The 24,266-nt window shown below is 65.1% G+C and carries 23 protein-coding genes; 22 read left to right on the top strand and 1 reads right to left on the bottom strand.

Features of this window, described 5'->3' with window-relative positions; translation table 11 throughout:
• Positions 1 to 2 precede the first annotated feature (2 nt).
• The 22 genes from thrB (at position 3) to AC4EEV_RS03330 (ending at position 23,665) form a co-directional block, all read left to right on the top strand.
• A complete protein-coding gene (gene thrB / locus AC4EEV_RS03435) occupies positions 3 to 977 on the top strand; it encodes a homoserine kinase (RefSeq protein WP_491330148.1) in 975 nt (324 codons plus the stop codon).
• A 297-nt stretch (positions 978 to 1,274) separates the two neighbouring features.
• A complete protein-coding gene (gene rho / locus AC4EEV_RS03430) occupies positions 1,275 to 3,413 on the top strand; it encodes a transcription termination factor Rho (protein ID WP_491330147.1) in 2,139 nt (712 codons plus the stop codon).
• Between the two features lie 233 nt (positions 3,414 to 3,646).
• On the top strand, positions 3,647 to 4,720 hold the full coding sequence (gene prfA / locus AC4EEV_RS03425; protein WP_018760131.1) for a peptide chain release factor 1: 1,074 nt from the start codon (positions 3,647 to 3,649) through the stop codon (positions 4,718 to 4,720).
• A 13-nt stretch (positions 4,721 to 4,733) separates the two neighbouring features.
• A complete protein-coding gene (prmC, locus tag AC4EEV_RS03420) occupies positions 4,734 to 5,633 on the top strand; it encodes a peptide chain release factor N(5)-glutamine methyltransferase (protein WP_491330146.1) in 900 nt (299 codons plus the stop codon).
• Positions 5,630 to 6,382: an L-threonylcarbamoyladenylate synthase gene (locus AC4EEV_RS03415; protein ID WP_018760129.1), complete on the top strand. Its 753-nt coding sequence runs from the start codon at positions 5,630 to 5,632 to the stop codon at positions 6,380 to 6,382. Before prmC ends, AC4EEV_RS03415 begins: the two co-directional genes overlap by 4 nt.
• Position 6,383: 1 nt before the next feature.
• Entirely contained in the window at positions 6,384 to 7,295 is a 912-nt protein-coding gene (locus tag AC4EEV_RS03410; protein WP_491330145.1) for a glycosyltransferase, read from the top strand.
• Between the two features lie 6 nt (positions 7,296 to 7,301).
• Positions 7,302 to 8,264, top strand: coding sequence for a glycosyltransferase (locus AC4EEV_RS03405; RefSeq protein WP_491330144.1), 963 nt, complete (start codon positions 7,302 to 7,304; stop codon positions 8,262 to 8,264).
• A gap of 99 nt (positions 8,265 to 8,363) precedes the next feature.
• Positions 8,364 to 10,232 carry a polysaccharide biosynthesis protein gene (locus AC4EEV_RS03400; RefSeq protein ID WP_018760126.1) on the top strand — a complete coding sequence of 623 codons (1,869 nt, stop codon included), beginning with the start codon at positions 8,364 to 8,366 and terminating at the stop codon, positions 10,230 to 10,232.
• Positions 10,229 to 11,254 (top strand): MraY family glycosyltransferase, encoded by a 1,026-nt coding sequence (locus AC4EEV_RS03395; RefSeq protein WP_018760125.1) that lies wholly within the window; start codon positions 10,229 to 10,231, stop codon positions 11,252 to 11,254. The genes AC4EEV_RS03400 and AC4EEV_RS03395 overlap by 4 nt, the downstream gene beginning before the upstream one ends.
• A gap of 99 nt (positions 11,255 to 11,353) precedes the next feature.
• Positions 11,354 to 11,836, top strand: a complete 483-nt coding sequence (locus AC4EEV_RS03390; protein WP_109045057.1) for a Cg1360 family ATP-synthase-associated protein — start codon at positions 11,354 to 11,356, stop codon at positions 11,834 to 11,836.
• Positions 11,829 to 12,167: an AtpZ/AtpI family protein gene (locus tag AC4EEV_RS03385; protein WP_081624092.1), complete on the top strand. Its 339-nt coding sequence runs from the start codon at positions 11,829 to 11,831 to the stop codon at positions 12,165 to 12,167. The genes AC4EEV_RS03390 and AC4EEV_RS03385 overlap by 8 nt, the downstream gene beginning before the upstream one ends.
• Positions 12,168 to 12,248: 81 nt before the next feature.
• Positions 12,249 to 13,049, top strand: coding sequence for a F0F1 ATP synthase subunit A (gene atpB, locus AC4EEV_RS03380; RefSeq protein ID WP_026264239.1), 801 nt, complete (start codon positions 12,249 to 12,251; stop codon positions 13,047 to 13,049).
• Positions 13,050 to 13,158: 109 nt separating this feature from the next.
• A complete protein-coding gene (atpE, locus tag AC4EEV_RS03375) occupies positions 13,159 to 13,377 on the top strand; it encodes an ATP synthase F0 subunit C (protein ID WP_003804776.1) in 219 nt (72 codons plus the stop codon).
• A gap of 55 nt (positions 13,378 to 13,432) precedes the next feature.
• On the top strand, positions 13,433 to 13,984 hold the full coding sequence (locus AC4EEV_RS03370) for a F0F1 ATP synthase subunit B (protein ID WP_018760122.1): 552 nt from the start codon (positions 13,433 to 13,435) through the stop codon (positions 13,982 to 13,984).
• Positions 13,984 to 14,811: a F0F1 ATP synthase subunit delta gene (locus tag AC4EEV_RS03365; RefSeq protein WP_018760121.1), complete on the top strand. Its 828-nt coding sequence runs from the start codon at positions 13,984 to 13,986 to the stop codon at positions 14,809 to 14,811. Before AC4EEV_RS03370 ends, AC4EEV_RS03365 begins: the two co-directional genes overlap by 1 nt.
• Positions 14,812 to 14,889: 78 nt before the next feature.
• Positions 14,890 to 16,527: a F0F1 ATP synthase subunit alpha gene (atpA, locus tag AC4EEV_RS03360; protein WP_018760120.1), complete on the top strand. Its 1,638-nt coding sequence runs from the start codon at positions 14,890 to 14,892 to the stop codon at positions 16,525 to 16,527.
• A 73-nt stretch (positions 16,528 to 16,600) separates the two neighbouring features.
• Positions 16,601 to 17,491 (top strand): F0F1 ATP synthase subunit gamma, encoded by an 891-nt coding sequence (locus AC4EEV_RS03355; RefSeq protein ID WP_018760119.1) that lies wholly within the window; start codon positions 16,601 to 16,603, stop codon positions 17,489 to 17,491.
• Between the two features lie 82 nt (positions 17,492 to 17,573).
• Positions 17,574 to 19,028 carry a F0F1 ATP synthase subunit beta gene (atpD, locus tag AC4EEV_RS03350; RefSeq protein ID WP_018760118.1) on the top strand — a complete coding sequence of 485 codons (1,455 nt, stop codon included), beginning with the start codon at positions 17,574 to 17,576 and terminating at the stop codon, positions 19,026 to 19,028.
• 1 nt (position 19,029) lies between these two features.
• Complete coding sequence (locus tag AC4EEV_RS03345; RefSeq protein ID WP_018760117.1) at positions 19,030 to 19,314, top strand: F0F1 ATP synthase subunit epsilon; 285 nt, start codon at positions 19,030 to 19,032, stop codon at positions 19,312 to 19,314.
• Positions 19,315 to 19,324: 10 nt separating this feature from the next.
• Positions 19,325 to 19,756: a DUF2550 domain-containing protein gene (locus AC4EEV_RS03340; RefSeq protein WP_109045054.1), complete on the top strand. Its 432-nt coding sequence runs from the start codon at positions 19,325 to 19,327 to the stop codon at positions 19,754 to 19,756.
• A gap of 4 nt (positions 19,757 to 19,760) precedes the next feature.
• Entirely contained in the window at positions 19,761 to 21,089 is a 1,329-nt protein-coding gene (locus AC4EEV_RS03335; RefSeq protein WP_109045053.1) for an alpha/beta hydrolase, read from the top strand.
• On the top strand, positions 21,071 to 23,665 hold the full coding sequence (locus AC4EEV_RS03330) for a bifunctional lysylphosphatidylglycerol flippase/synthetase MprF (protein WP_491330143.1): 2,595 nt from the start codon (positions 21,071 to 21,073) through the stop codon (positions 23,663 to 23,665). Before AC4EEV_RS03335 ends, AC4EEV_RS03330 begins: the two co-directional genes overlap by 19 nt.
• A gap of 129 nt (positions 23,666 to 23,794) precedes the next feature.
• Here AC4EEV_RS03330 and AC4EEV_RS03325 read toward each other — a convergent pair whose 3' ends face one another.
• Complete coding sequence (locus AC4EEV_RS03325; protein WP_011692441.1) at positions 23,795 to 23,998, bottom strand: cold-shock protein; 204 nt, start codon at positions 23,996 to 23,998, stop codon at positions 23,795 to 23,797.
• Between the last annotated feature and the right edge of the window lie 268 nt (positions 23,999 to 24,266).

Here is a 24,266-nt window from a genome sequence, read left to right as displayed (position 1 = left end):
CCTTGGACGCCACCTCGCAGGCCGCCGTCGGGCTGCACCTCATTGAGCCCGGCCAGAGGGTCACCGTCCGCGTCCCCGCGACGTCGGCCAACCTGGGCCCCGGGTACGACAGCCTGGGGCTTGCCCTGGCCCTGCACGACACCCTCACCGTGGAAAGCCTGGACACCGACGAACTCCTGTTCGAGCTCCGCGGCGAGGGCGCCGACACGCTGCCCCGCGATGCCAGCCACCTGGTCATCCGCGCCATGGATGCGGCGTTCGAGCGGCTGGGTTACCGCCACGGCGGCCTGAAGGTGACCGCCGAGAACGTCAACCCGCACGGGCGCGGGCTCGGGTCCTCCGCCTCTGCCGTGGTTGCCGCCGTCACTGCCGCCAACGCCATGGTGCCTGCCGGCAGCCGGCGCGGAAAGGACTGGATCCTCCAGCTCACCAGCGAACTGGAAGGCCATCCGGACAACGTCGCACCCGCCATATTCGGCGGACTGGCGCTGTCGTGGCAGGACAGTGAGCAGTACAGCAGCACCAGTGCCACCGTGGCCGGGGACGTCATTCCCATCGTCGCCGTACCGGACTTCGAACTCTCCACGGAGGCCGCGCGGGCCCTGCTCCCGGCGTCCGTGGGACACCACGCCGCCGCGATGAATTCCGGCCGTGCAGCACTGCTGATCCACGCGCTCACCCAAAAACCCGAATTCCTGTTGCCGGGCACCGAAGACTACCTGCACCAGAGCTACCGCGCAGAGGCCATGCGGCCCAGTGCGGCGCTGATCGGCGCCCTGCGCAAAGCCGGCTACGCCGCGGTTGTCTCCGGCGCCGGTCCCACCGTCCTGGTGCTGGCAAACGGCGCGGCCCAGGCAGGGGATGCCCTGGCCTTCATCGAGTCCTTCACCGCAAACAACACGCCGGATATTGGCTGGCGCGTACTGAAGCTCGCAGTGGACGTTGAAGGTGCTAAGGTGGACATGCACCGGCGGTAATTCCGCCTATCTGATCTGCTCGTGCATTCAGTTGCTGTTTTGATCTACCGACTGTGAATGTATTCCGGTGCCGCCTGCTTGGTCTGTCGCAGGAAATTGCAGCATCCAACTGCCCCTGAACCGTCAGCCCGGCGTTGCTCCAAGAGTGCAGCGCAAGGTGAATCAGTATCCGGCCCTGCTGGCCGAAATCCAACCGGCAAGGCCGAAAAATCCCGGCTGCAGATCTGAACTGCGGCCCAGATCAAATCATCGCGTCCAGCTCCTCGTCTGGACGCCGTCGAGGGGGAAGGATCCTTCGTGACCGAAACCACTGAGCTGTCACCAGCTGTGGACCACACATCTTCTGCTGCCGAATCATCGGCTGCACCCGCCAAGAGCAGCGGCCTTGCAGGCCTCAAGCTCGCCCAGTTGCAGGCCCTGGCCAGCCAGCTCGGCATCTCCGGCGGCTCCCGCATGCGCAAGGGGGACCTGGTCTCGGCCATTTCCGCCCACCGTGCCGGAACCCTCACCGCCAAGGCTCCTGCCAAGGCAACCGTCAAGGCACCGGAGAGCGTCGAGGCCCCGGCCGCAGCAGCCGCCCCGGCGGCTACGGAAGCCCCCGCCGCCGAGGCCCCCGCCGCAGAAGGCAGCCGCGCCCGTGGCCGCGGCCGCAGCCGCCGCGCGGTCAGTGACGGTGTGGTTGCCCCGGCAGCCGCGGCTCCCGTCGTCGAGACCGCTGCTGCACCGGCCGCCGAAGCGCCGTCTGCGGTGTCCGCAGAAGCCACCGAGGGCACGGAAGGCGCCTCGGAGCGCCGCCAGCCCCGAACCCGCAACCGCCGTCGCAGCGAGGCCGCTGCAGCCTCCGTCCAGGAGGCTCCGGTGGAAACCCCGGCAGAGCAGCCGGCCACGGAACAGCGGGCAGGCGAGCAGCGCACCGAAACCCCCGCAGCCGAGTCCGGCGACGCCGGCCAGCGCACCGAGCGCCGTGACGGCGGCCGCACCCGCGGCGGCCGCGACACCACCGCCCGGGATTCCGACGGCGGCCGGGACAACGCAGGCAGCCGCGACGCCGGCCAGCGTGACGGCAACCGCGACAACAACCGCGACAACGACGACACCGACGGCGGCAGCCGCCGGAACCGCCGGAACCGCCGGGACCGGAATGACCGCAACGACCGCTCCGGCGGCCAGGACCGCGACAACTCGCGCAACGACCGCTTCCGCGACCGCAACGACCGCCGCCGCGGGCGCAACCAGGGACCCGACGTCGACGACGTCGAGGTCACCGAGGACGACGTCCTGCTTCCGGTCGCCGGCATCCTGGACGTCCTGGAGAACTACGCGTTCATCCGCACGTCCGGCTACCTGCCCGGCCCCAACGACGTCTACGTCTCACTCGCCCAGGTCAAGAAGTACAACCTGCGCAAGGGTGACGCCGTCGTCGGCGCAATCCGCGCCCCCCGCGAAGGCGAAGACCGCAACCAGCAGTCCAACCGCCAGAAGTTCAACGCCCTGGTCCGCGTCACCTCCGTCAACGGCAAGACCGCCGAAGAACTCAAGGACCGCGTCGAGTTCGCCAAGCTGGTGCCGCTCTACCCGTCCGAGCGACTGCGCCTCGAGACCGACCCCAAGAAGATCGGTCCCCGCGTCATCGACCTCGTGGCCCCGATCGGCAAGGGCCAACGCGGCCTGATCGTCTCCCCGCCCAAGGCCGGAAAGACGCTCATCCTGCAGTCCATCGCCAACGCCATCACCACCAACAACCCTGAGGTCCACCTCATGATGGTGCTCGTTGACGAACGTCCTGAAGAAGTGACGGACATGCAGCGCACCGTCAAGGGCGAGGTTATCGCCTCCACCTTCGACCGTCCCGCCGACGACCACACCACCGTGGCCGAACTCTCCATCGAACGCGCCAAGCGCCTCGTGGAAATGGGCATGGACGTGGTGGTCCTCCTGGACTCCATGACCCGCCTGGGCCGCGCCTACAACCTGGCAGCACCGGCCTCCGGCCGCATCCTGTCCGGTGGCGTCGACTCTGCCGCCCTCTACCCGCCCAAGCGCTTCTTCGGTGCCGCCCGCAACATCGAAAACGGCGGCTCGCTCACCATCCTGGCCACCGCGCTCGTCGAGACCGGCTCCAAGATGGACGAGGTCATCTTCGAAGAGTTCAAGGGCACCGGCAACATGGAACTGCGCCTGTCCCGCCAGCTGGCCGACAAGCGCATCTTCCCCGCCGTTGACGTGAACGCCTCCGGCACGCGGCGCGAGGAGAACCTGCTCTCGCCCGAAGAAGTCAAGATCATGTGGAAGCTGCGCCGCGTCCTCTCCGGACTCGAAACCCAGCAGAGCCTTGAACTGCTCACCAACAAGATCCGGGAAACCCAGAGCAACGTTGAGTTCCTCATGCAGGTCCAGAAAACGACGCTTGGTGCGAAGTCGGATAACGACAAGTAGCTGAGTTAAGGGGCGGGCGCTGGTGCGTTCGTGCGGTGGGTGCCGCGCGGATGTTCCGCCCCCGCCCCTTCGCGTTGCAGTTGACGTACTGCGTACGTCAACTGCAACGCTCCGACAGGCCCGATGCCACTCCCGGGGCGGAACATCCGCGCGGCAGTTGCGGGCTCGCTCACCATGGCGCGCCGCTTCCTGTGCCTGATTTAAGATGGGCACAGAACGAAAGGTTTTGAAATATGTTTGAGTCCGTACAGGGCCTGCTTGATGAGCATGACGCTATCCAGGCGCAGCTGGGGGATCCTGCTGTTTATGCTGACCAGCGGCTTGCCCGGAAGCTGGGGCGGCGGTCGGCTCAGCTTAATGGCATCGTGGAGGCCTACCACCGGTGGGAGGGGCTCAGGGACGATCTCGCCGCTGCCAAGGAAATGGCTGCCGAGGACCCCGAATTCGCTGCCGAGGTGCCGGAACTGGAAGCCTCGCTCGAGACCGCTGCCGCCAAGCTGCGGCGCCTCCTCATTCCGCGCGATCCCGACGACGCCCGCAACGTGATCCTTGAAGTCAAGGGCGGCGAAGGCGGCGATGAGGCCGCCCTGTTCGCCGGCGACCTGCTGCGCATGTACACCCGGTACGCCGAATCCCGCGGCTGGAAGACCGAAATCATCTCCGCCACGGAATCCGACCTTGGCGGCTACAAGGACGTCCAGGTTGCGGTCAAGGGGAACTCCAACGACCCCGCCGAAGGCGTCTACGCCCGGCTCAAATTCGAAGGCGGCGTGCACCGCGTCCAACGCGTGCCCGTGACCGAATCCCAGGGCCGCATCCACACCTCCGCTGCCGGCGTCCTGGTCCTGCCTGAGGTCGATGAGCCCGAAGAGCTCGAGATCAACCAGAACGACCTCAAGATCGACGTCTACCGTTCCTCCGGTCCCGGCGGCCAGTCCGTCAACACCACGGACTCGGCCGTCCGCATTACGCACCTTCCCACCGGCATCGTGGTGGCCATGCAGAACGAGAAGTCCCAGCTGCAGAACCGCGAAGCCGGCATGCGCGTGCTCCGGGCGCGCATCCTGGCGCACCAGCAGGAGCAGATCGACGCCGAGAACTCGGCCCAGCGCAAGTCGCAGATCCGCACCATGGACCGCTCCGAGCGCATCCGCACCTACAACTACCCGGAAAACCGGATCGCGGACCACCGCACCGGCTACAAGGCGTACAACCTGGACCAGGTGATGAACGGCGACCTCGAACCGGTCATCCAGTCCGCCATCGAGATGGACGAGCAGGCGCGGCTGGACGCCATCGGCGACTGACCGGAAGCCAACCATGAGTGAGCCCACCGAGACGGCCCCTGCCCAGTCCCTGGCCGCAGCCGTACGAGAGGCCGCGGAACGCCTGGCCGAGGCCGGTGTCCCCAGCCCCCGGGCCGACGCGGAGTTGCTGGCGGACCACCTCCTCAATGTCGGGCTGGGACGCCTCCGCGCCCTGATGCTCGGCGATACGGCTGCGCCCGCGGGCTATGCCGAGCTGGTGGCTGAACGCGTCCGCCGCATTCCGTTGCAGCACATCACCGGGGTGGCGCACTTCCGCTACCTTGAGCTGGCGGTCGGTCCCGGCGTGTTCATTCCCCGGCCGGAAACCGAATCCGTGGTCCAGCTGGCCATCGACCACGTCAAGGGCATGCAGGCGCCCCGGATCGTGGACCTGGGCACCGGCTCGGGCGCCATCGCCGGCTCCGTCGCGCACGAGGTGCCCGGTGCCGACGTGCACGCGGTAGAGTTCAGCCCGTTTGCGCACGCCTGGGCGGCGAAGAACCTGGCGCCCCTCGGCGTCAACCTCGTCCTGGGGGACCTGCGCAACGCGCTGCCGGAACTCAACGGAACAGTCGACGTCGTGATCTCCAACCCGCCATACATCCCGGCCGCCGCCACCCCCAATGAACCCGAAGTGGCCCTGCATGACCCGCCCGAGGCGTTGTACGGCGGGGGAGCGGACGGCATGGAACTCCCGACGGCGGCAGCGGCCTCGGCTGCCCGGCTCCTGCGTCCCGGGGGCTACTTCGTCATGGAACACGCTGAAGTCCAGGCAGGCTGGATTGCCGCCATGCTCGACCGGACCGGCGCCTGGACAAGCATCAATACGCACCTGGACCTCAACGGCAAGGAGCGCGCCACCAGCGCCGTGCTCGCGGACCAGGCCACACGGAATGAAAGAATGGGCCAGTGACCACAACCTACAACTGCACCATCGACGACGAGCGGGCACAGGGCCTGGAACACGCCCAGCGTGCCATCAGCGAAAAGAAGTGCGTGGTTCTGCCCACGGACACCGTCTACGGGATCGGCGCGGACGCATTCTCGCCGCATGCTGTCACCATGCTGCTGGTATCAAAGGGCCGGAGCAGGACCATGCCGCCGCCGGTCCTGATTCCGCGTATCAACGCACTGGACGGCCTGGCCACGGACGTGTCAGCTGACGCGCGCAAGCTCGCCGAAGCCTTTTGGCCCGGCGGCCTCACCCTGATCCTGCACGCCCAGCCCTCGCTCGACTGGGACCTCGGCGAGACCAAGGGAACCGTGGCGCTGCGCATGCCTGCTGACGAGGTAGCCCTGGAGCTGCTGACCCTGACGGGCCCGCTCGCCGTCTCCTCTGCCAACCGCACCGGCCAGGCACCGGCGCAAACGGCGGCAGCGGCGCGCGAACAGCTGGCCGACTCCGTCGAGGTGTACCTGGAAGGCGGCCCGCGTCCACTGGAAGGTGACGCCGGCGTCCCGTCAACCATCGTGGACGCCACCGGCCCCGTCCTCCGCGTGGTCCGCAACGGGGCGGTCAGCCTCGACCGGTTGCGCGAGCACGTCCCCGGTGTCCTGGGGCTCGGAGAAATCCCGATGGCAGAGGAAGAACCGCACGCCGACAACGCCGGTGCACCGGACGCCAGTGTTGCGGGCAACCCCGACGCCGCTCCGGAAGACTGACATGCAGCCCAAAGTCGCCGTAGCCGCCGTCACCTTCGACCGCCACGAGGAGCTGGCCCTGCTCCTGCAAGGCCTGGCCGCCCAAACCGCTCCCATCCATTCCATCGCCCTGGTGGACTCCGGTACCGTCCCGGCCACCGACGTCGTCAACGCCATGGGCGCTGACAACATCAACTACCTGCGCTCCGAAGCCAACCTCGGCGGCGCCGGCGGGTTCGCCTACGCCATCCTTGCCGCCATGGCCAGCGGCGCGGACTGGATCTGGATGATGGACGACGACGGCCACCCGGAGGACGCCAGCTGCCTTGCCGAACTGCTCCGCACCGCCGACGAGCACCAGCTGGACATCATCAGCCCGCTGGTTGCCGCGACCGCAGACCCCAACCGGCTCTCCTTCAATTTCCGCATCAATGGCCTGCTGACCAACGACAGGTCCCGGCTCGCTCCCATGGGCTACCTCCCGGACATGGTCCACTTCTTCAACGGCGCGCTGATCCGGACCGAGGTCTTCTACAAGATCGGCATACCCGACGTAAAGTTCTTCATCCGTGGGGATGAGGTGGACTTCCTGTCCCGGGTGAAGAAAGCAGGCCTGAAATACGGCACCTTGGCCACCGTCGCCGTGCAGCACCCCGCCACGTGGACCGAGATGAAGCCGGTGTTCGGCGGCTTCATCACCCCCGTCATCCCGGAGGGCGACTTCAAGCGCTACTGCTACTTCCGCAACCGCGGCTACCTGACCCGGAAATACCGCAACCTGCGCTGGTTCAGCGCCGACATCGTCGGTTTCCCGTACTACTTCCTGAAGACCGGTGACTTCAAGGGCCTCGCGCACTGGTTCGGCGCCTACTCCACCGGCTTCCGCGGCAAGGGCTTCGGCTCGCCCGCGGAACTGATGTCCGCCAGGAGCTAGGCCGCCGTGGACAACCTGTACGCCGTCGTCGTCACGTTCAACCGTGCCGAGTTCCTGCGCAACCTGCTCCGCTCCTTCACCGGTCCGGGCAGCGCTCCCGCACAGGTCCTGGTGGTGGATAACGCGAGCACCGACCACACCGCCGACGTCGTGGCGCAGGCGATGTCTGCCGGTGGGCCGCCCATCCGGTACGAGAAGCTGGACCGGAACGTGGGCGGCGCCGGCGGATTTTCCCACGGCGTCCAACTCGCGCTCGAGTCGGGTGCCGAGTGGCTGTGGCTGATGGACGACGACGTCGAGGTCCTTCCCGGCGCCGTGGACGCCCTGGCGAAATTCACGCCGGAGTATTCCTGCATGATCGGCCGCCGGTACGACGCCAACGGCAAGCCCTTCTTCTGGCAGCACCATTTCGTGGAATCGCTGGGCGTCTTCCTGCCGGTGTCCCGGGACGTGTTCAAGCATTCGGACGTGTTCCGCACCAACGTGGGGAATTTTGAGGGCATGCTGGTCAAGGCCTCCGTGGCCCGTGAGATTGGCCTGCCGGACCCGCGCTTCTTCATCACCTGGGACGACCTCATCTACGGCTGGCTCGCGGCACAGCGGACGCCGGTGGTGTACGTCAACGCCTTCGTCATCAAGAAGGTCCGTGCCCAGCGGCAGGTGGACCTGGGACTGCGCCACCTTAACGATTCCTCCGACCTCAGCCGGCGCTACGTGATGCGCAACCGGGGACACGTGGCGCACTACCTGAAGGCGTACGGCAAGTACAACAGGGCCGGTTTCGCTGCCGGGACGGCGCTGACTTTCCTCAAGGAGATAGCCCGCCTGGTCCTGGTGGAACGCACCCTCAAGGGCTCCGGCGCACTGTGGCGCGGATGGCGCGAATCACGCACGATCCTCTCGGACACCGGATGGAAACCCATGCCTCCACTGCCCGCGCATCCGGGAAGTGGAAGCCGAAGAGATTAGTATCGTTCTAGGTCCCGACGCCGTCCGACGGTTTTTGCGGCGGGGCATTGTGAAAAAGGCGCTGGCCGCCGTGGTAGTGGAAGTCGGTTGCATCTTCTGTTGAGTACAAAATCTGAAACGCGCGCATCCGCCGCCGTACGGGACGAGAAACCCGCCATCTGGATCTGGATCCAGATGTTCCTCGACTCCATGTCGTGGGTCGTGGCCATCGTCCTGGCGCTGCTGCTGCGCTATGAGATGGGTATCCGGGTGGAGCAGTTCGCCGGTGCCTTCGCCATCGCTGCCATCGCCGTCGTCGTCCAGATGCTGGCAGGATACTCCCTCGCCTTGTACCGGGGCCGCTATCCATTCGGCAGCTTCCAGGAAGCCCGGGCACTGGTGTTCGTCACGGTCATCGTGGCCGCCTCCATCACCGCCAGCCTGCTGGTCCTCTATGAGGCCATCAACATCGGCCGCAGCGTCGGCCTCATCGCTTTCCCTTTCGCTTGCCTGTTCATGGGCGCCGCCCGCTATGCCAAGCGCCTCTACGCCGAAAGCAAGACCAGGCCCGGGGACGGGGCCCAAAACACGCTGGTCTACGGCGCGGGGTTCCTCGGCAACTCCCTGGTAACCCGGATGCTGCAGGACCCGGACTCGCCCTACTTCCCGGTAGGCCTGGTGGATGACGATCCCGCCAAGAAGCACCTGCGCCTTTCCGGTGTCCAGGTCCAGGGCCGCGGGGACGACCTCCCCGCCATCATCCGGCGCACGCGGGCAACCGTCCTGGTGGTGGCCTTCGCCAACGTCGAAGCGGGACTGGTGCGCCGCATCTCCGACGCCGTGGCCGGGCTCAACGTCCGCGTCCTGGTCCTGCCGCCGCTGAGGGACATGCTTGGCAGCGGAGCGCCCGCGGGGTTCTCCGATTTCCGCGACGTGGCGGTCGAAGACCTGATAGGCCGGCGGCCCGTGGACATCAAGGTCGACGAGATTGCCGGCTACATCAAGGGCAAGCGGGTGCTGGTAACCGGCGCCGGCGGATCCATCGGCTCGGAACTCTGCCGCCAGATCGTGCAGTTCGACCCCGCGGAACTGATCATGCTGGACCACGACGAAACCGGGCTGCAGCAGACCCAGATTTCCATCACCGGCCGCGGCCTGCTGGCCGGCCGCGACACCGTCCTGGCCAACATCCGCGACGGCGAAGCCCTCCAGGAGATCTTCGCTGACCGGCAGCCCGAAGTGGTGTTCCACGCGGCAGCTCTCAAGCACGCTCCACTGCTCCAGCAGTACCCTGTGGAGGCCTGGAAGACGAACGTGTGCGGCACGTTGAACGTGCTGCGCGCCGCCCGCCGGGCAGGCGTTTCGAACTTCGTCAACATTTCCACCGACAAAGCCGCCAACCCCACCACCGCCCTCGGCCACTCCAAGCGGGTTGCCGAAAAGCTGACTGCGTGGATGGCAGGGCAGACGCAAAAGAAGTTCGTCTCCGTCCGCTTCGGCAACGTCATGGGCAGTCGCGGCTCCATGCTGCCGCTCTTCACCGAACAGATCCGCGTCGGCGGTCCGGTCACGGTCACCGACCCCGATGTCACGCGCTTCTTCATGACCATTCCCGAAGCCTGCCAGCTGGTGATCCAGGCCGGTGCGATCGGTGCCGGCGGCGACGTCCTCATCCTTGACATGGGCGAACCGGTCCGGATCCTCGACGTGGCGCAACGCATGATCGCCATGTCCGGCAAGGACGTGGAGATTATCTACACCGGACTGCGGCCGGGGGAGAAGCTGCACGAGGAACTGGTGGGCGCCGGGGAACTGGACAAACGCCCGCTGCACCCCAAGATTTCACACACCCGGGCCACCGAGCAGGATCCGGACAAGCTCGACCTCAACGTCTGGCTGGCCCGTTGTGAAGCGGAACAGGGCGTCAGCATCAGCGACATTCCCGACGATGAGGCCGATGACACGGGCGCCATCAGGGTTGCCTCATGATGCCGCTGCTGCTGGTGGCACTGGCAACCCTGCTGGCGAGCCTCCTCCTCCCGTTCGCAGTGAAGCCCTGGTTGGTCCGGATGGGGGTGGTGGACGTTCCCTCTGCCCGCTCGTCGCACGCCAAGGCAACCATCCGCGGCATGGGGGTCGCCGCCGCCCTCGCCACCGTCATCGGCTACGCGGCAGCCGTCCTCCTCGGCGTGGTCACCGTTGACCGGTCCGTGTCCGCCGTCGTCCTGGCGATCATTGTGGCCTGCGCCGTTGTCGGCTGGGTCGAGGACCTGCGCGGCCTGTCCATCCGCGGCCGTGCAGCTGCCCAGCTCGGCATCGGGGCCGCCGGATCGGTGGTCCTGATCGTGCTGACCGGCCAGTCGTTCTGGTGGCTGCCCCTCGCGGCGCTGGCGATCGCGGCGTATGTCAACATTGCCAACTTCATGGACGGCGTCAATGGTATTTCCGGCCTGCACGGGGTCACCGCCGGCGGGGCCTACGCGCTGGCCGGAACGCTGGCCGAACAACCCTGGCTCACGGCTGGCGGAGCCGTGCTCGCGATGTCCTTCCTCGGTTTCCTGCCGTGGAACCTGGGCCGGGGTTCAGTCTTCCTGGGCGACGTCGGAAGTTACCTGCTCGGCGCATCCGTAGCCGCCCTCGCCGTCGCCGGCTTCCTTGGCGGTGTCTACGTGGAATACGTCCTCTCACCCATCCTGGTGTATGCCGCGGACACCGGCTACACACTGCTTCGGCGGATCAAGGCGGGGGAGCGCTGGTACGCATCGCACCGTGAGCACGTCTACCAGCGGCTCACGGATGTCGGCTTCTCGCACCTGCAGTCGGCTGCCGCCGTTACTGCCTGCACGGTCGCCGTGATCATCCTCGGCTTCGTCGCCGCCACCGCGTCGTTGCCGGTGGTGGCCCTGTGCGTGGCCGGCACCGTCCTGGTCCTCGTCGTGTACCTGGCCAGCCCGGACCTGATTGGACGCCGCCGCCGCAGGTCCAAAGTCACACGGCTGCCGGTGACCTAGCCATGTTCTATCTCGTGTAGAATTTAGGGGCAGCCCAAGCTGCTCCTCCACCCTTTACCTCCTGGCGCTGAGCCACGAGGTGCCGACGATTGGGATCGAATGACCTCCAACGCCGAGTCCGGACCTGTGTCCGGCCATGGACACGTTGGCTCTTCGGGTCCCACACGCTCGCTCTGGCTGAACCTGCTCAAGCGCAGTTCGATTGCCGCCACGGCCGGACTGGCGCTGTGCGCCATCCCTGCCGCGCTCCTCAATGGAGCAAGCGGGGCAGTTTCCAGTTTCCTCGGGGGCCTGCTGGTGATGCTGTTCTTCGGAATCAGCCTGCTGGTTGGCCACTTCGTGGGACGCCGGAATCCGTCCGGCGCGATTGGGGTGTTCGTAGCCACCTACTTCATCAAGGTGGTTGGCTTCGCGGTCGTCCTGTTCGTTGTCGGGGCTCCGGCGTGGCTGCACGGACGCTGGTTCGTCATAGGTGCCGTGGTCGCCGTCGTCCTCTGGCAGGCTGCGGAGATCCATGGGTTCAGCAAAGCCCGCCTCCAGATCTACAACGATCCGGAAGAGAAGGGACCCACCAATGCGTAACCCGAAGAAATCCGACGTTGCAGCGAAAGCCAAGCGCCGATCCAACGGCTCCGCACCCGGTGTTTCCGACGCGTCGAACGACGGCGGCTACAACGCTGGAATGGCGGTATTCAGCTACATCATTGGCGGAATCATCGTCTGGAGTTTGATAGGGTGGGGACTGGATTACGTGTGGGGAACGCGCTGGATCGTGCTCGCAGGCGCTCTGCTTGGAGCCGTCGGAGGTTTTTACCTTTCCCATATGCATGGCCTTACCAGTTCTCGCACAAACGCTGGTGATCGCCATGCTGCCAGCGGGCCGTCCCAGGACGGCAACACTAATGCCAAATAATTTCACAGGGGGAACAGCAGGCTGTCACGCTGCCGGACCCCGCCCAACGCCCAATGATGGACACTGCAGAGAGGAAACGCGTTGATCGCGCTTGCGCTCCCGGCCCAAGATTCAGGAGAGTTCACTCCTCCTGGAATTAACGAAATGCATTTGCCGGCAATCCTGCCGTGGGGTGCCGCAGAAGGATTCTCCAAGCAGATGCTGCTGGTCCTCCTCTCTGTCGTCTTTATCGCCGTCTTCTTCGTGCTCGCCGCACGCAAGCAGCAGCTGGTACCCGGCAAGCTCCAGTTCGCCGGCGAGGCCGCCTACGGCTTCGTCCGCAACGGAATCGCCAAGGACATCATCGGCGGCAGGGACTTCATCAAGTACGTCCCGCTGCTGTTCAGCCTGTTCTTCTTCATCCTGGTCAACAACATCTACGGCGCCATTCCGGTGTTCCAACTCCCCACGTTCTCGCACGTGGGTGGAGCGTATGTGCTGGCCGGCCTGGTCTACGTGACCTGGATCGCCATCGGCATCAAGAAGAACGGCCTGCGCTACTTCAAGCTGGCCACCGTACCTTCCGGCGTTCCGTGGTACATCCTCCCGATCGTCATCCCGATCGAGATCATCTCCAACTTCGTTGTCCGGCCCGTCACGCACAGCCTTCGTCTGTTCGCTACCATGCTCGCCGGCCACCTCATCGTGATGATCGCGGGCTCCGGCATCGAGTACCTGATCATGCAGGAGAACTTCCTGCTCAAGGGCACGTCGGTCCTGGTCCTGGCCGGTGCGATCGCCATGTACATGCTTGAAGCCCTGATCATGGTCCTGCAGGCCTACGTCTTCACGCTGCTGACCGCGATCTACATCGAAGGCGCACTGCACGCCGACAGCCACTAGGCACGCCGGCGGGGCGCCATGTCCCTCACGGCACACACAGAATTCCCCTCGCGGGGATGAAGCAACCCAAACAACCTGCCACACAAGTGGCATCTTGAAAGGAAAAAAAATGGAAGGCTCCATCAACGGCTCCCTCAACCTCATCGGCTATGGCCTCTCGGCTATCGGCGGTGGTATCGGTGTGGGTCTCGTGTTCGCTGCCTACATCAACGGCGTTGCGCGCCAGCCGGAAGCCCAGCGCGTCCTGCAGCCCATCGCATTCCTTGGCCTGGCGCTGACCGAAGCACTCGCCATCCTGGGCTTGGTCTTCGCTTTCGTTCTCAAGTAAACCCAGAGAACTTCAGCGAACATTCAGAACCGAGTAGATAAAGGACGGGTGAAATATGCATCAGCTGAACATCTCAGCCGCCGCTGAGGGCGACGTCAACCCCCTTGTTCCCAATGGCTGGGAAATGCTGGTTGTCTTCGTTGGCTTCGCCATCCTCTTTTTCATCGTGGTCAAGTACGTTGTCCCGATGTTCGAGAAGACCTTCGCCGAGCGTGCCGAGGCCATTGAAGGCGGCATCGCCAAGGCTGAAAAGGCCCAGGCTGAGGCGTCTGCTGCACTCGAAGAGTACAAGCAGCAGCTGACCGACGCCCGCACCGAAGCAAACCGCATCCGTGAGGAAGCCCGCGCCGAAGGTGCCCAGATCCTCGCGGATCTCAAGGAGAAGGCGGCAGCAGAGTCTGCCCGCATCACTGCGCAGGCCCACGCACAGATCGAATCAGAGCGCCAGGCGGCCGTTGTGTCCCTGCGTGCCGAGGTCGGCACCCTGGCCACCACCCTGGCAGGCCGCATCGTGGGCGAGTCCCTCGATGACGACGCCCGTGCAGCACGGGTCGTGGACCGTTTCCTGGCAGATCTGGAGTCCCAGAACGCAGGTGCAGCTAAATAATGGCAGGCGTATCGAGCGAATCGCTGGCAACAGCCCTGGCCGCCTTGGAAGCGAAGCTTCCGACCGCGTCGCTGCAGCTGGCAAAGGAACTCTTCGGAATTCTGGGAATGGTGGACAGCTCGGCTGGTTTGCGCCGTGCCCTGACTGACCCCTCCCGCAGCGGCGACGAGAAATCGGCGCTGGTCAGGCAGCTGGTTGGCGGAAAAGTCTCCGCTGATGCGGCTGAAATCGCGGGCGGTCTGGCCAGCTCACGCTGGGCATCGGCGCGCGACATCGGCGATGCACTCGAGACTCTTGCCGCAACGGTGGTCATTTCCGTTGCTGAAAACAAGTCGGCCGTTTCTGCCTCCGGAATCACTGGCCTGGAAGAGCTGGAAAACGACCTGTTTTCCTTCAACCAGGCTGTTGCCTCCAGCCACGAGGTACAACGTGCTCTGTCCGAACCGCAGGCCAGCGCGGCAGCCAAAGCCACCCTCGCGGAGCGGCTGGCGCCCGGCGCCAGCGAAGAAGCCCGGGTGCTTATCACCCAGGCCGTCACCCAGCCCCGCGGCATCAAGCCCACCCGGCTGGTGGAACGGTTTGCCGAACTGGCGGCCAAGCGGCAGCAGCGCTGGATTGCAACAGTCAGCGTGACCCGGCCGTTGTCGGAGACGCAGCTGGCACGCCTCCAGGCGGGCATGAACGCACTGTACGGGCGGGAATTGAAGGTCAACGTCATTGTTGACCCGTCGCTCATTGGCGGAATCCGCGTCCAGGTGGGCGACGAGGTACTCGATGCCTCGGTCCTTACCCGGCTGGGAGAACTGCAACGCCAGCTGGCCGGCTAGCCGGACAAGCACAACCAAACTGATAGAAACCCCGGTCACCGTTTGCGGTGATCACAAACAGGAGAGCAGGGACTGCAGATGGCCGAATTGACCATCAACGCCGACGACGTCCGTAATGCGCTGAACGAGTTCGCGGCGTCCTACGAACCCGGGAACGCAGAGCGCGTAGAGGTCGGCCGCGTAACCACCGCAAGTGACGGCATCGCCCGTGTTGAGGGCCTTCCCTCGGTCATGGCGAACGAGCTGCTGCGCTTCGAGGACGGCACCCTGGGCCTGGCCCAGAACCTTGACGTCCGCGAGATCGGCGTCATCATCCTCGGTGACTTCACCGGCATCGAAGAAGGCCAGGAAGTCCACCGGACCGGACAGGTTCTGTCCGTTCCCGTTGGCGACGCCTTCCTCGGCCGCGTTGTCGACCCGCTGGGCGTGCCCATCGACGACCTCGGCGAGATCAAGGCCGAGACCACCCGCGCGCTGGAGCTCCAGGCTCCCGGCGTGACCCAGCGTAAGTCGGTCCACGAACCGATGCAGACCGGCCTGAAGGCCATCGACGCGATGATCCCGATCGGCCGCGGCCAGCGCCAGCTGATCATTGGCGACCGCCAGACCGGCAAGTCCGCGATCGCGATCGACACCATCATCAACCAGAAGGCCAACTGGGCTTCCGGCGATGTCACCAAGCAGGTCCGCTGCATCTACGTCGCCATCGGCCAGAAGGCGTCCACGATTGCCGCCATCCGCCAGACCCTTGAGGACAACGGCGCGCTGGAGTACACCACCATCGTGGCTTCTCCCGCGTCCGACCCCGCAGGCTTCAAGTACCTGGCACCGTACGCCGGTTCGGCCATCGGCCAGCATTGGATGTACGGCGGCAAGCACGTCCTCATCGTGTTCGATGACCTGTCCAAGCAGGCTGAGGCCTACCGTGCAGTGTCCCTGTTGCTCCGCCGCCCGCCGGGACGCGAAGCCTACCCGGGTGACGTCTTCTACCTGCACTCCCGTCTGCTGGAGCGTTGTGCCAAGCTCTCCGACGAGCTCGGTGCCGGCTCCATGACGGGCCTGCCGCTGATCGAGACCAAGGCGAACGACGTCTCCGCCTACATCCCGACCAACGTCATCTCCATCACCGACGGCCAGATCTTCCTCCAGTCGGACCTCTTCAACGCCAACCAGCGGCCCGCTGTGGACGTTGGCGTCTCGGTGTCCCGCGTTGGCGGTGCCGCCCAGGTGAAGTCCATGAAGAAGGTTTCCGGTACTTTGAAGCTGGACCTGGCCCAGTACCGCGACATGCAGGCGTTCGCCATGTTCGCATCCGACCTGGATGCTGCGTCACGCCAGCAGCTCACCCGTGGCGCCCGCCTGATGGAACTGCTGAAGCAGGGCCAGTACTCACCGTTCCCGGTCGAGGACCAGGTTGTTTCCATCTGGGCCGGCACCAACGGCTACCTGGACGACGTTCCGGTCGAGGACATCAGCCGGTTCGAGGCTGAGTTCCTTGAGCACCTTCGCCACAAGTCCTCGATCCTGACCACGCTGGCACAGACCAACGTCCTGGACGATGACACCGTTGCAGCTCTGAAGTCCTCGATTGTGGACTTCAAGAAGGGCTTCTTCGGCGAGGGTGACAACCACCTGGTAGGCGCCGGCCACGAGGAGCACGACGCTATCTCCGAGGGCGAAGTCGACCAGGAAAAGATCGTCAAGCAGAAGCGCTAGTTCCGCACCGCCGGGTGTGCCGGGCCGCAAAGGCCCGGCACACCCGGCGACGGAATGTTAGGAAAGGATAAGTATGGGAGCCCAGATCCGGGTCTACCGCCAGAAGATCAGCTCGACCACGTCGATGCGCAAGATCTTCAAGGCGATGGAACTGATCGCTACCTCGCGCATCGGGAAGGCCCGTGCGCGCGTAGCAGCTTCACTGCCTTACGCGAACGCGATCACGCGCGCCGTTTCTGCTGTCGCCAGCCAAAGCGAAATCGACCACCCGCTGATCACTGAGCCGGAGCAGATCCGCCGCGCCGCAGTCCTGGTAATCACCTCGGACCGCGGCCTGGCAGGTTCATACTCGGCGAGCGTCCTCAAGCAGGCGGAAGGTCTCAACGAGCTGCTCCGCGCCGAAGGCAAGGAAGTCAAGACCTATGTCGTGGGCCGCAAGGCCCAGGCCTACTTCGATTTCCGGAACCGCGAGTATGCGCGGGTCTGGACCGGAGGAACCGACGCACCCGAGTTCGCTACTGCCCGTGAAGTCGGCGCAGCGTTGCTGGCAGAATTCGCGACCGACTTCGAAGACGGCGGCGTGGACGAGATCCACGTTGTCTACACCCGCTTCAAGTCCATGGTCACCCAGGAGCCGACGGTCATCCGCCTGCTCCCGCTTGAAGTAGTGGAAGAGCAGGCCCAATCCGAATCGGATCTCCTGCCGCTGTACGAGTTCGAACCGGAAGCGGAGCGTGTCCTTGACGCCCTGCTGCCGCGCTACATCGAATCCCGTATCTTCGCAGCCATGTTGCAGGCAGCAGCTTCCGAGCTCGCCGCCCGCCAGCGGGCGATGAAGTCCGCAGGCGACAACGCAACGGACCTGATCAAGAAGTACACGCGCCTGCGCAACACGGCCCGCCAGGCCGAGATTACGCAGGAACTCTCCGAGATTGTTGCCGGCGCGGACGCCCTCGCGTCCTAGCCTGCACCTCCCCGGTTCCGCGTAACCAGCACCACCACAGATAAACTTAACCCCACGCCATCTACTGAATGAAGTGAGAGAGATGACTGCCACTGCTACCGAACACGTAGCCGCAACGTCCGGTGCAACCGGCCGTATTGCGCGCGTAATCGGCCCGGTTGTCGACGTCGAATTCCCGGCTGACGCAATCCCGTCGATCTACAACGCCCTCACCACCGAGATCACTCTCAACGGTGAGACCAAGACCATCACGTTCGAGACCTCCCAGCACCTGGGCGACAACCTCGTGCGCGCCATCTCCCTGCAGGCAACCGACGGCCTGGTCCGCGGCACCTCCGTGGTGGACAGCGGTGCCCCGATCTCCGTGCCTGTCGGCGACGGAGTCAAGGGCCACATCTTCAACGTGCTGGGCCAGCCCCTGGACGTTGCCGAGTCGGAACTGGACATCAGCGAACGCTGGCCGATCCACCGCAAGGCCCCGAGCTTTGCTTCTCTCGAAGGCTCCACCGAGATGCTGGAGACCGGCATCAAGGTCATCGACCTCCTCACCCCGTACATCAAGGGTGGAAAGATCGGCCTCTTCGGCGGCGCCGGCGTGGGCAAGACCGTCCTGATCCAGGAAATGATCACCCGTGTTGCCCGCAACTTCGGTGGTACTTCCGTGTTCGCCGGTGTTGGCGAGCGTACCCGTGAGGGTAACGACCTCTGGGTGGAAATGGAAGAGGCAGGCGTCCTCAAGGACACCGCCCTTGTGTTCGGCCAGATGGATGAGCCGCCGGGAACGCGCCTGCGCGTAGCCCTGTCCGCCCTGACCATGGCGGAGTACTTCCGCGATGTCCAGAACCAGGACGTGCTGCTGTTCATCGACAACATCTTCCGGTTCACCCAGGCCGGTTCCGAGGTATCGACCCTGCTGGGCCGCATGCCCTCCGCCGTGGGCTACCAGCCCAACCTTGCCGACGAGATGGGCCTCCTGCAGGAGCGCATCACCTCCACCAAGGGCCACTCCATCACCTCGATGCAGGCCATCTACGTTCCCGCTGATGACTACACCGACCCGGCTCCGGCGACGACCTTCGCGCACCTGGATGCGACCACGGAACTTTCCCGTGAAATCGCATCCCGTGGCCTGTACCCGGCCGTTGATCCGCTGACGTCCACGTCCCGAATCCTGGATCCCCAGTACATCGGCAAGGACCACTACAACACGGCTGTCCGCGTGAAGCAGATCCTGCAGAAGAACAAGGAACTCCAGGACATCATCGCCATCCTCGGTGTCGATGAGCTCTCCGAAGAAGACAAGATCGTGGTGTCGCGTGCGCGCCGCATCCAGCAGTTCCTCTCGCAGAACACCTACACCGCCAAGCAGTTCACCGGTGTTGAGGGCTCCACGGTTTCCATCAAGGACACCGTTGAAGGCTTCTCGGCGATCTGCGACGGCGAACTCGACCACATCGCGGAGCAGGCGTTCTTCAACGTCGGTGGCCTCGATGACGTTGAGCGCCAGTGGGCCAAGATCCAGGAACAGACCAAGTAATATGGCTGAGCTTGAGGTTGAGATTGTCGCAGCGGACCACTTTGTGTGGTCCGGAGCGGCCAAGATGGTCAAGGCCCGCACCAGTGATGGTGAAATCGGAATCCTGCCCGGCCACTCGCCCCTGCTGGCGATCCTGGCCGAAGGTGAACTGGCCATCCAGCCAGTGTCAGGGGACCGGATTGCGGTAGATGTTGACGGCGGGTTCTTCTCCGTGGACAACAACCGCGTGGTCATCGTTGCTGACAACGCCCAGCTGGGCGGCTCGGCTACCGCTGGGATCCGCTAGCACGACCTTGATGGACGCACCGGGTATTTCGTTCATCGCACTGGCAATCGTGTTCGGATTGCTGATTTTTGCACTGTGCCTTTCGGGGGTGCGCCGTTTCAATTTGCGGCGCGCCCTCGGCACGGTGGACGCCTCCATTTGCGTTGCTGGTAACAGCTGGCAAATGGGGGTTTGTCGTTATCAGGACAATGACCTTGAGTGGTTCCGGTTGATCTCACTGAGCGTCCGCCCGAAATACACCTTCAAGCGCAGTTCGCTGGAGCTCCTGGGCAGGCGAAAGCCGACCGAGGCCGAGGCCGTCAAGGTCCAACCGGATGTGGTTATCGTCGAACTCCGCTACGAGGGACAGGACCTGCACCTGGCCATGAAGTTCGACGCGTACACGGGCCTGTCCTCATGGCTCGAAGCCGGCCCCGTCATCGGCGTAGGGACCTGGCGCTAGCCACGTGGACTGGCTTTCAGACATTCGGCTTACGGACGGGCCCCTGTTTGGGACTGTCCTGGTATTGGGATTAGGCGGGGCGGCCTACCTCCTGGTACCACCCTCGCGCGCCTGGGAAACAGCGGACCTACGGATCCGCGCCTGGGCAATCCGTGTCTTTGTTGCCATCGCCTCAGCCTTCGTCCTGGTGGCAACCGTCCACTGGATCATGATCAACGTCCTTACCGTCTTTCCGGAGGACATCCCGGAGCCCGTTCTGCTGTGGTTCGTGCCGGGTGTTTCGGCCGTCATCCTTGGAATCATGAGGCTGCCGCGGACCTCCTGGACCCATTACGGGAGCGGATTCCTCGCGGCGCTCCTGGTGGTGGCCCTCTCTACCCTCCAAATCAATGCCTACTTCGGACTGAACCGTACTGTCAGCGACTTGCTGGGAACCGCTTTGGCCCGGATACCCGCGCTGGAACAGGAGCTCATGCGCCACCCCGGTGAATCCGATGGCGTGTCCCTCCAGGGCTGGAAGCCCGCCGGCGACCTGCCTGCCGGCGGTGTCCTGCGTAAGGCAGCCATCCCGGGAACGCTGTCCGGGATGAGCAACCGCGATGCCTATCTCTACCTTCCGCCGGCCTACTTCGCTGCCAACCGTCCCGCCCTGCCGGTGCTTGTCCTGGTGGCGGGCCAGCCCGGCGGCCCCGCGGACTGGCTGACGGGCGGCGCCATCCGTGGCCACATGGATTCGTTTGCCGCGGCGCACGGGGGAGTGGCCCCGGTGGTGGTCATCCCCGATCCCAACGGATCACAGTCCGCCAACACCATGTGCATGGACAGCAAGATCGCGAAAGCGGACACCTACCTCTCGCAGGACGTGCCGCGATGGATCAGTTCCACCCTTGCCGTTGACACCAACCACAGCCACTGGGCCGTGGGTGGATTCTCTTTCGGCGGCACGTGTGCCATCCAAATGGGAACCAGGCACCCGGATGTCTTCGCGGACGTGCTCGGATTTTCCAGCGAAGCCGAGCCCGCCATCGCCAAGGAGCGGCAAAAGACCATTGACGCAGCCTTTCCGGGGAACCCGGACGAATTCATCAAGCAGACTCCACTGGAGATCATGAAACACCAACGGTTTGAGACCAGCGGCATGTACCTGACCGCAGGCCAGAACGATCCGGAGTTCGTGGGGAACCTCCACACGCTCGCGGCGGCGGCCAAGGACGCCGGCTTTACCGTGCAGGCCTACGAGGTGGAACACACCGGACATTCCTGGGACACGTCCTCAAAGCGCTTCGGTGACGCCTTGGCATTCCTCGGCAGCCAATGGGGGCTGAAGTGGTAAGCACCACGAAACCGGACCGCACGGTGGCGTTGATGTGGGCCACTGTGGGCCGTCCGGCAATGCACCAAACCCTTGAAACCCTCAAATCCATGCCGTTCACCTTGGGCGTCGTGGCTGTGTTCCTGGCGGCAGCCGCCGTGACGGGAAGCTTCCTGGACGGCCCGCCGGAACAACTCCTGGGACTTGCCTCGGTCAGCGGTCCCGGCCTTCGTGGCGGGCAATGGTGGTCCCTCTTCACCAGCATGTCCTTTGCCACCAACCCGCTGGCTTACCTCACGGCGTCGTTGATGATGATCCTGCTGCTGGGCCTGGCCGAACGCAAGCTGGGACGCCGCGCCGCCGTCGGCCTCTATTTCGGCGGCCAGTTCGCGGCAGTGACCGTCTTCCTCCTGGTCACCCAGGTGGCCGTATATGTTGGTGACGGCTGGCTGGACCAGATGGCGGACGATATCCTGATCGGCCCCTACGCCCCGATCCTGACCGCCGGGCTGGCGGCCAGTGCCCGGATCACTCTGCTGTGGCAGCGCCGGCTCCGGACCGCGGTGTTGTCCGTGTCGATCCTGCTGGTGCTCTACGTTGGCCACGCTGAAACGGTGATCGGCCTCATCGGGGCCCTCCTTGGCCTCCTGGCGGGCTGGTGGATCCAGGGCGACCAGGGGCGGCTCCACCGGCACCGTTCCACCGGCCGCGAAACCAGGAACCTCCTGGCCCTGACCGTCGCGGTCTTTGCCGTGGGGCCGATCCTGACCGGGATCACACGGGCTCCCACCGGCCCGCTGGCATTGCTGCGCGACGTCGTCCTCAGCCCGATGCCCACGCTCAGCCAGTTGGTGTTCAACTGCGGGGCAACGGTGGACGCCTCCTGCCTGGAAACCGGCAGGGCAGGGTTTGCCGGGCCGTTCGGCCTGGCGCTGGCGGTGGTGCCGGTCATCCTGCTGCTGATCTGCGCGGACGGCATGCGCCGCGGCCGCCGGCTGGCCCTCAACATTGCCCTTGCCATCCAGCTGGCCGTGACGGCCTTGGCAGCTGTCTACCTGGCCCTTTTCGCCCTGGTTCCGTCACGCCTTCAGGGCACCCACTCGACGCCCCTGTCATCGGCCTTTGCCCACGTGCTTCCCCTCGTCATCGTGCCGCTGCTGCTCGCAATCATCCTGTGGCTTAACCGCCGCCAGTTCCGCGTGCAGACGCGGCCCGGCGCCCGGCGCACGCTCGCTGCGGTGGTCTGCGGCACCTGGCTCGCCCTGGCAAGCTCCTACACCGTGGCGTGGTTCCTCTCGGGTGGCCTTGCCCGTGACGGGGGTTTGCTGGGACTCTTCGCCGAATTGGCGCGGCAGTACGTGCCGGTTCCCATTCCGCAGCATTTCCGCCGCGTTTTCGCGGAGCGCGACAGCGCCGAGACGCTGCTCTTCGCTTACTCCGGACCGGTGTTCTGGATTGTCGCCCTGGTGGCTGTGTGGTGGGTCCTCATTGGGCGGCACCACGGCCTCGGCTTTGGCCGGCAGGACCGGGACCGTGCCCGCGAGCTGCTTCACCAGGGCGGCGGACCCCTGTCCTGGATGGCCCTGTGGGAGCCCAACACGTATTGGTTCAGTCCGGACGGCGCCGGCGCCATGGCCTTCCAGCAGCACGGGACCGTGGCATTGACCCTGGGCGGAGCCATCGGCGACCGCAGGGCCGAGCAAAGGGTGACCGAAGGGTTCCTGGATTACTGCCGCACCCAGGCGCTGATCCCTGCGCTCTATTCATGTGACGACACCCTGTGGCCGGCGCTGCGGGAGCGGGGCTTCTCGCGGGTGGCAGTGGCGCAGGAAACGCGGCTGCGGCTCAATGAGCTCGAGTTCAAGGGCAAGGAGTGGCAGAACGTTCGGACCGCGCTCAACCGGGCCTCGAAGCTCGGCGTCCACGCCGTGTGGGGCTCCTACCATTCACTGCCTGCCGCACTGCGTTCGCGGCTCAATGAGGTGTCGGAAGAGTGGGCGGCCGGGAAATCCGTGCCGGAAATGGGCTTCACGCTGGGGGGAGTGGACGAGCTCGACGACGAGGAGGTCCTGTGCTGCCTGGCGGTGGACGGCAATGGTACCGTCCACGGCGTTACCAGTTGGCTTCCCGTGTACGACGACGGCCGGCTGGTCAGCAGGACGCTTGATGTCATGCGCCGCGGCAGCGAGGGTTTCCCGGGCGTGATGGAGTTCCTGATTGCATCCGCGGTCCTGGAGCTGAAGGATTCGGTGGACGTCATTTCCCTGTCCGGCTCGCCACTGGCCAGCCGGCCGGAGGAGCACGGAGGGCAGGCCGATGCGGGGGAGGACGCCGAAGCAGACGCCGGCGCCACCGATGAGGGGGCACAGAACCTGGTGCGCATCCTGGACCTGGTGGGCCACGCGCTGGAGCCGGTCTACGGGTTCCGGTCGCTGGCAGCGTTCAAGTCCCGGTTCAAGCCGGAGTACCGCGCGCTCTACTTGTATTACCAGGACCCCCTCCACCTGCCGGCCATTGGCAGGGCGCTGACCCGGGCCTACCTTCCCGGCCTCTCGCTGGCGCAGGGTGCACGCCTGGTCCGCAAACTGGTCACCTGAGCGCGAATACGGCGGGCGGCCGCCGGGCACCTCGACGCTCCCCACGTACGCAAATGCAGATGATCCCCGGCATTCCTGCCGGGGATCATCTGCATTGCTGGACGGCCGCCATGCGGCCGCGCCGGGTGACTAGACGAGCGTTACGCCGGTAGCCTGGGGACCCTTGGCGCCCTGGCCGATCTCGAACTGAACGCGCTGGTTCTCGTCGAGGGTCTTGAAGCCGCCGGTCTGGATCTCGGAGTAGTGAACGAAGACATCGCCGTCGGAGTCATCCGGGGTGATGAAGCCGAAGCCCTTTTCAGCGTTGAACCACTTCACAGTTCCCTGTGCCATTTATTTCTCCTCATTGTGGAACTTTTTAAGAACGGCACACCTCGTGCCGACCTTGGTCACTCCGCGAGAAGAATCCTGGATTGCCTTGCCACAAAAGGTCCGGCGCTGCAGGAGCTTCGCGCTCGCAACATGTCTTGCGAGCATGAAAAACACCTACACAAAGACTGAGACCAGAATTTCATGCCCGTTCCCGCAGGTCAACGGCCCGACCACGAAAATGCATAAAATTTAGGTAAAAACCAGGTGACAATGATGCTCCGGGATTTCA

Source organism: Pseudarthrobacter sp. MOO14 (genome assembly GCF_058267675.1).
This window is presented reverse-complemented; position numbering and strand designations above follow the sequence as displayed.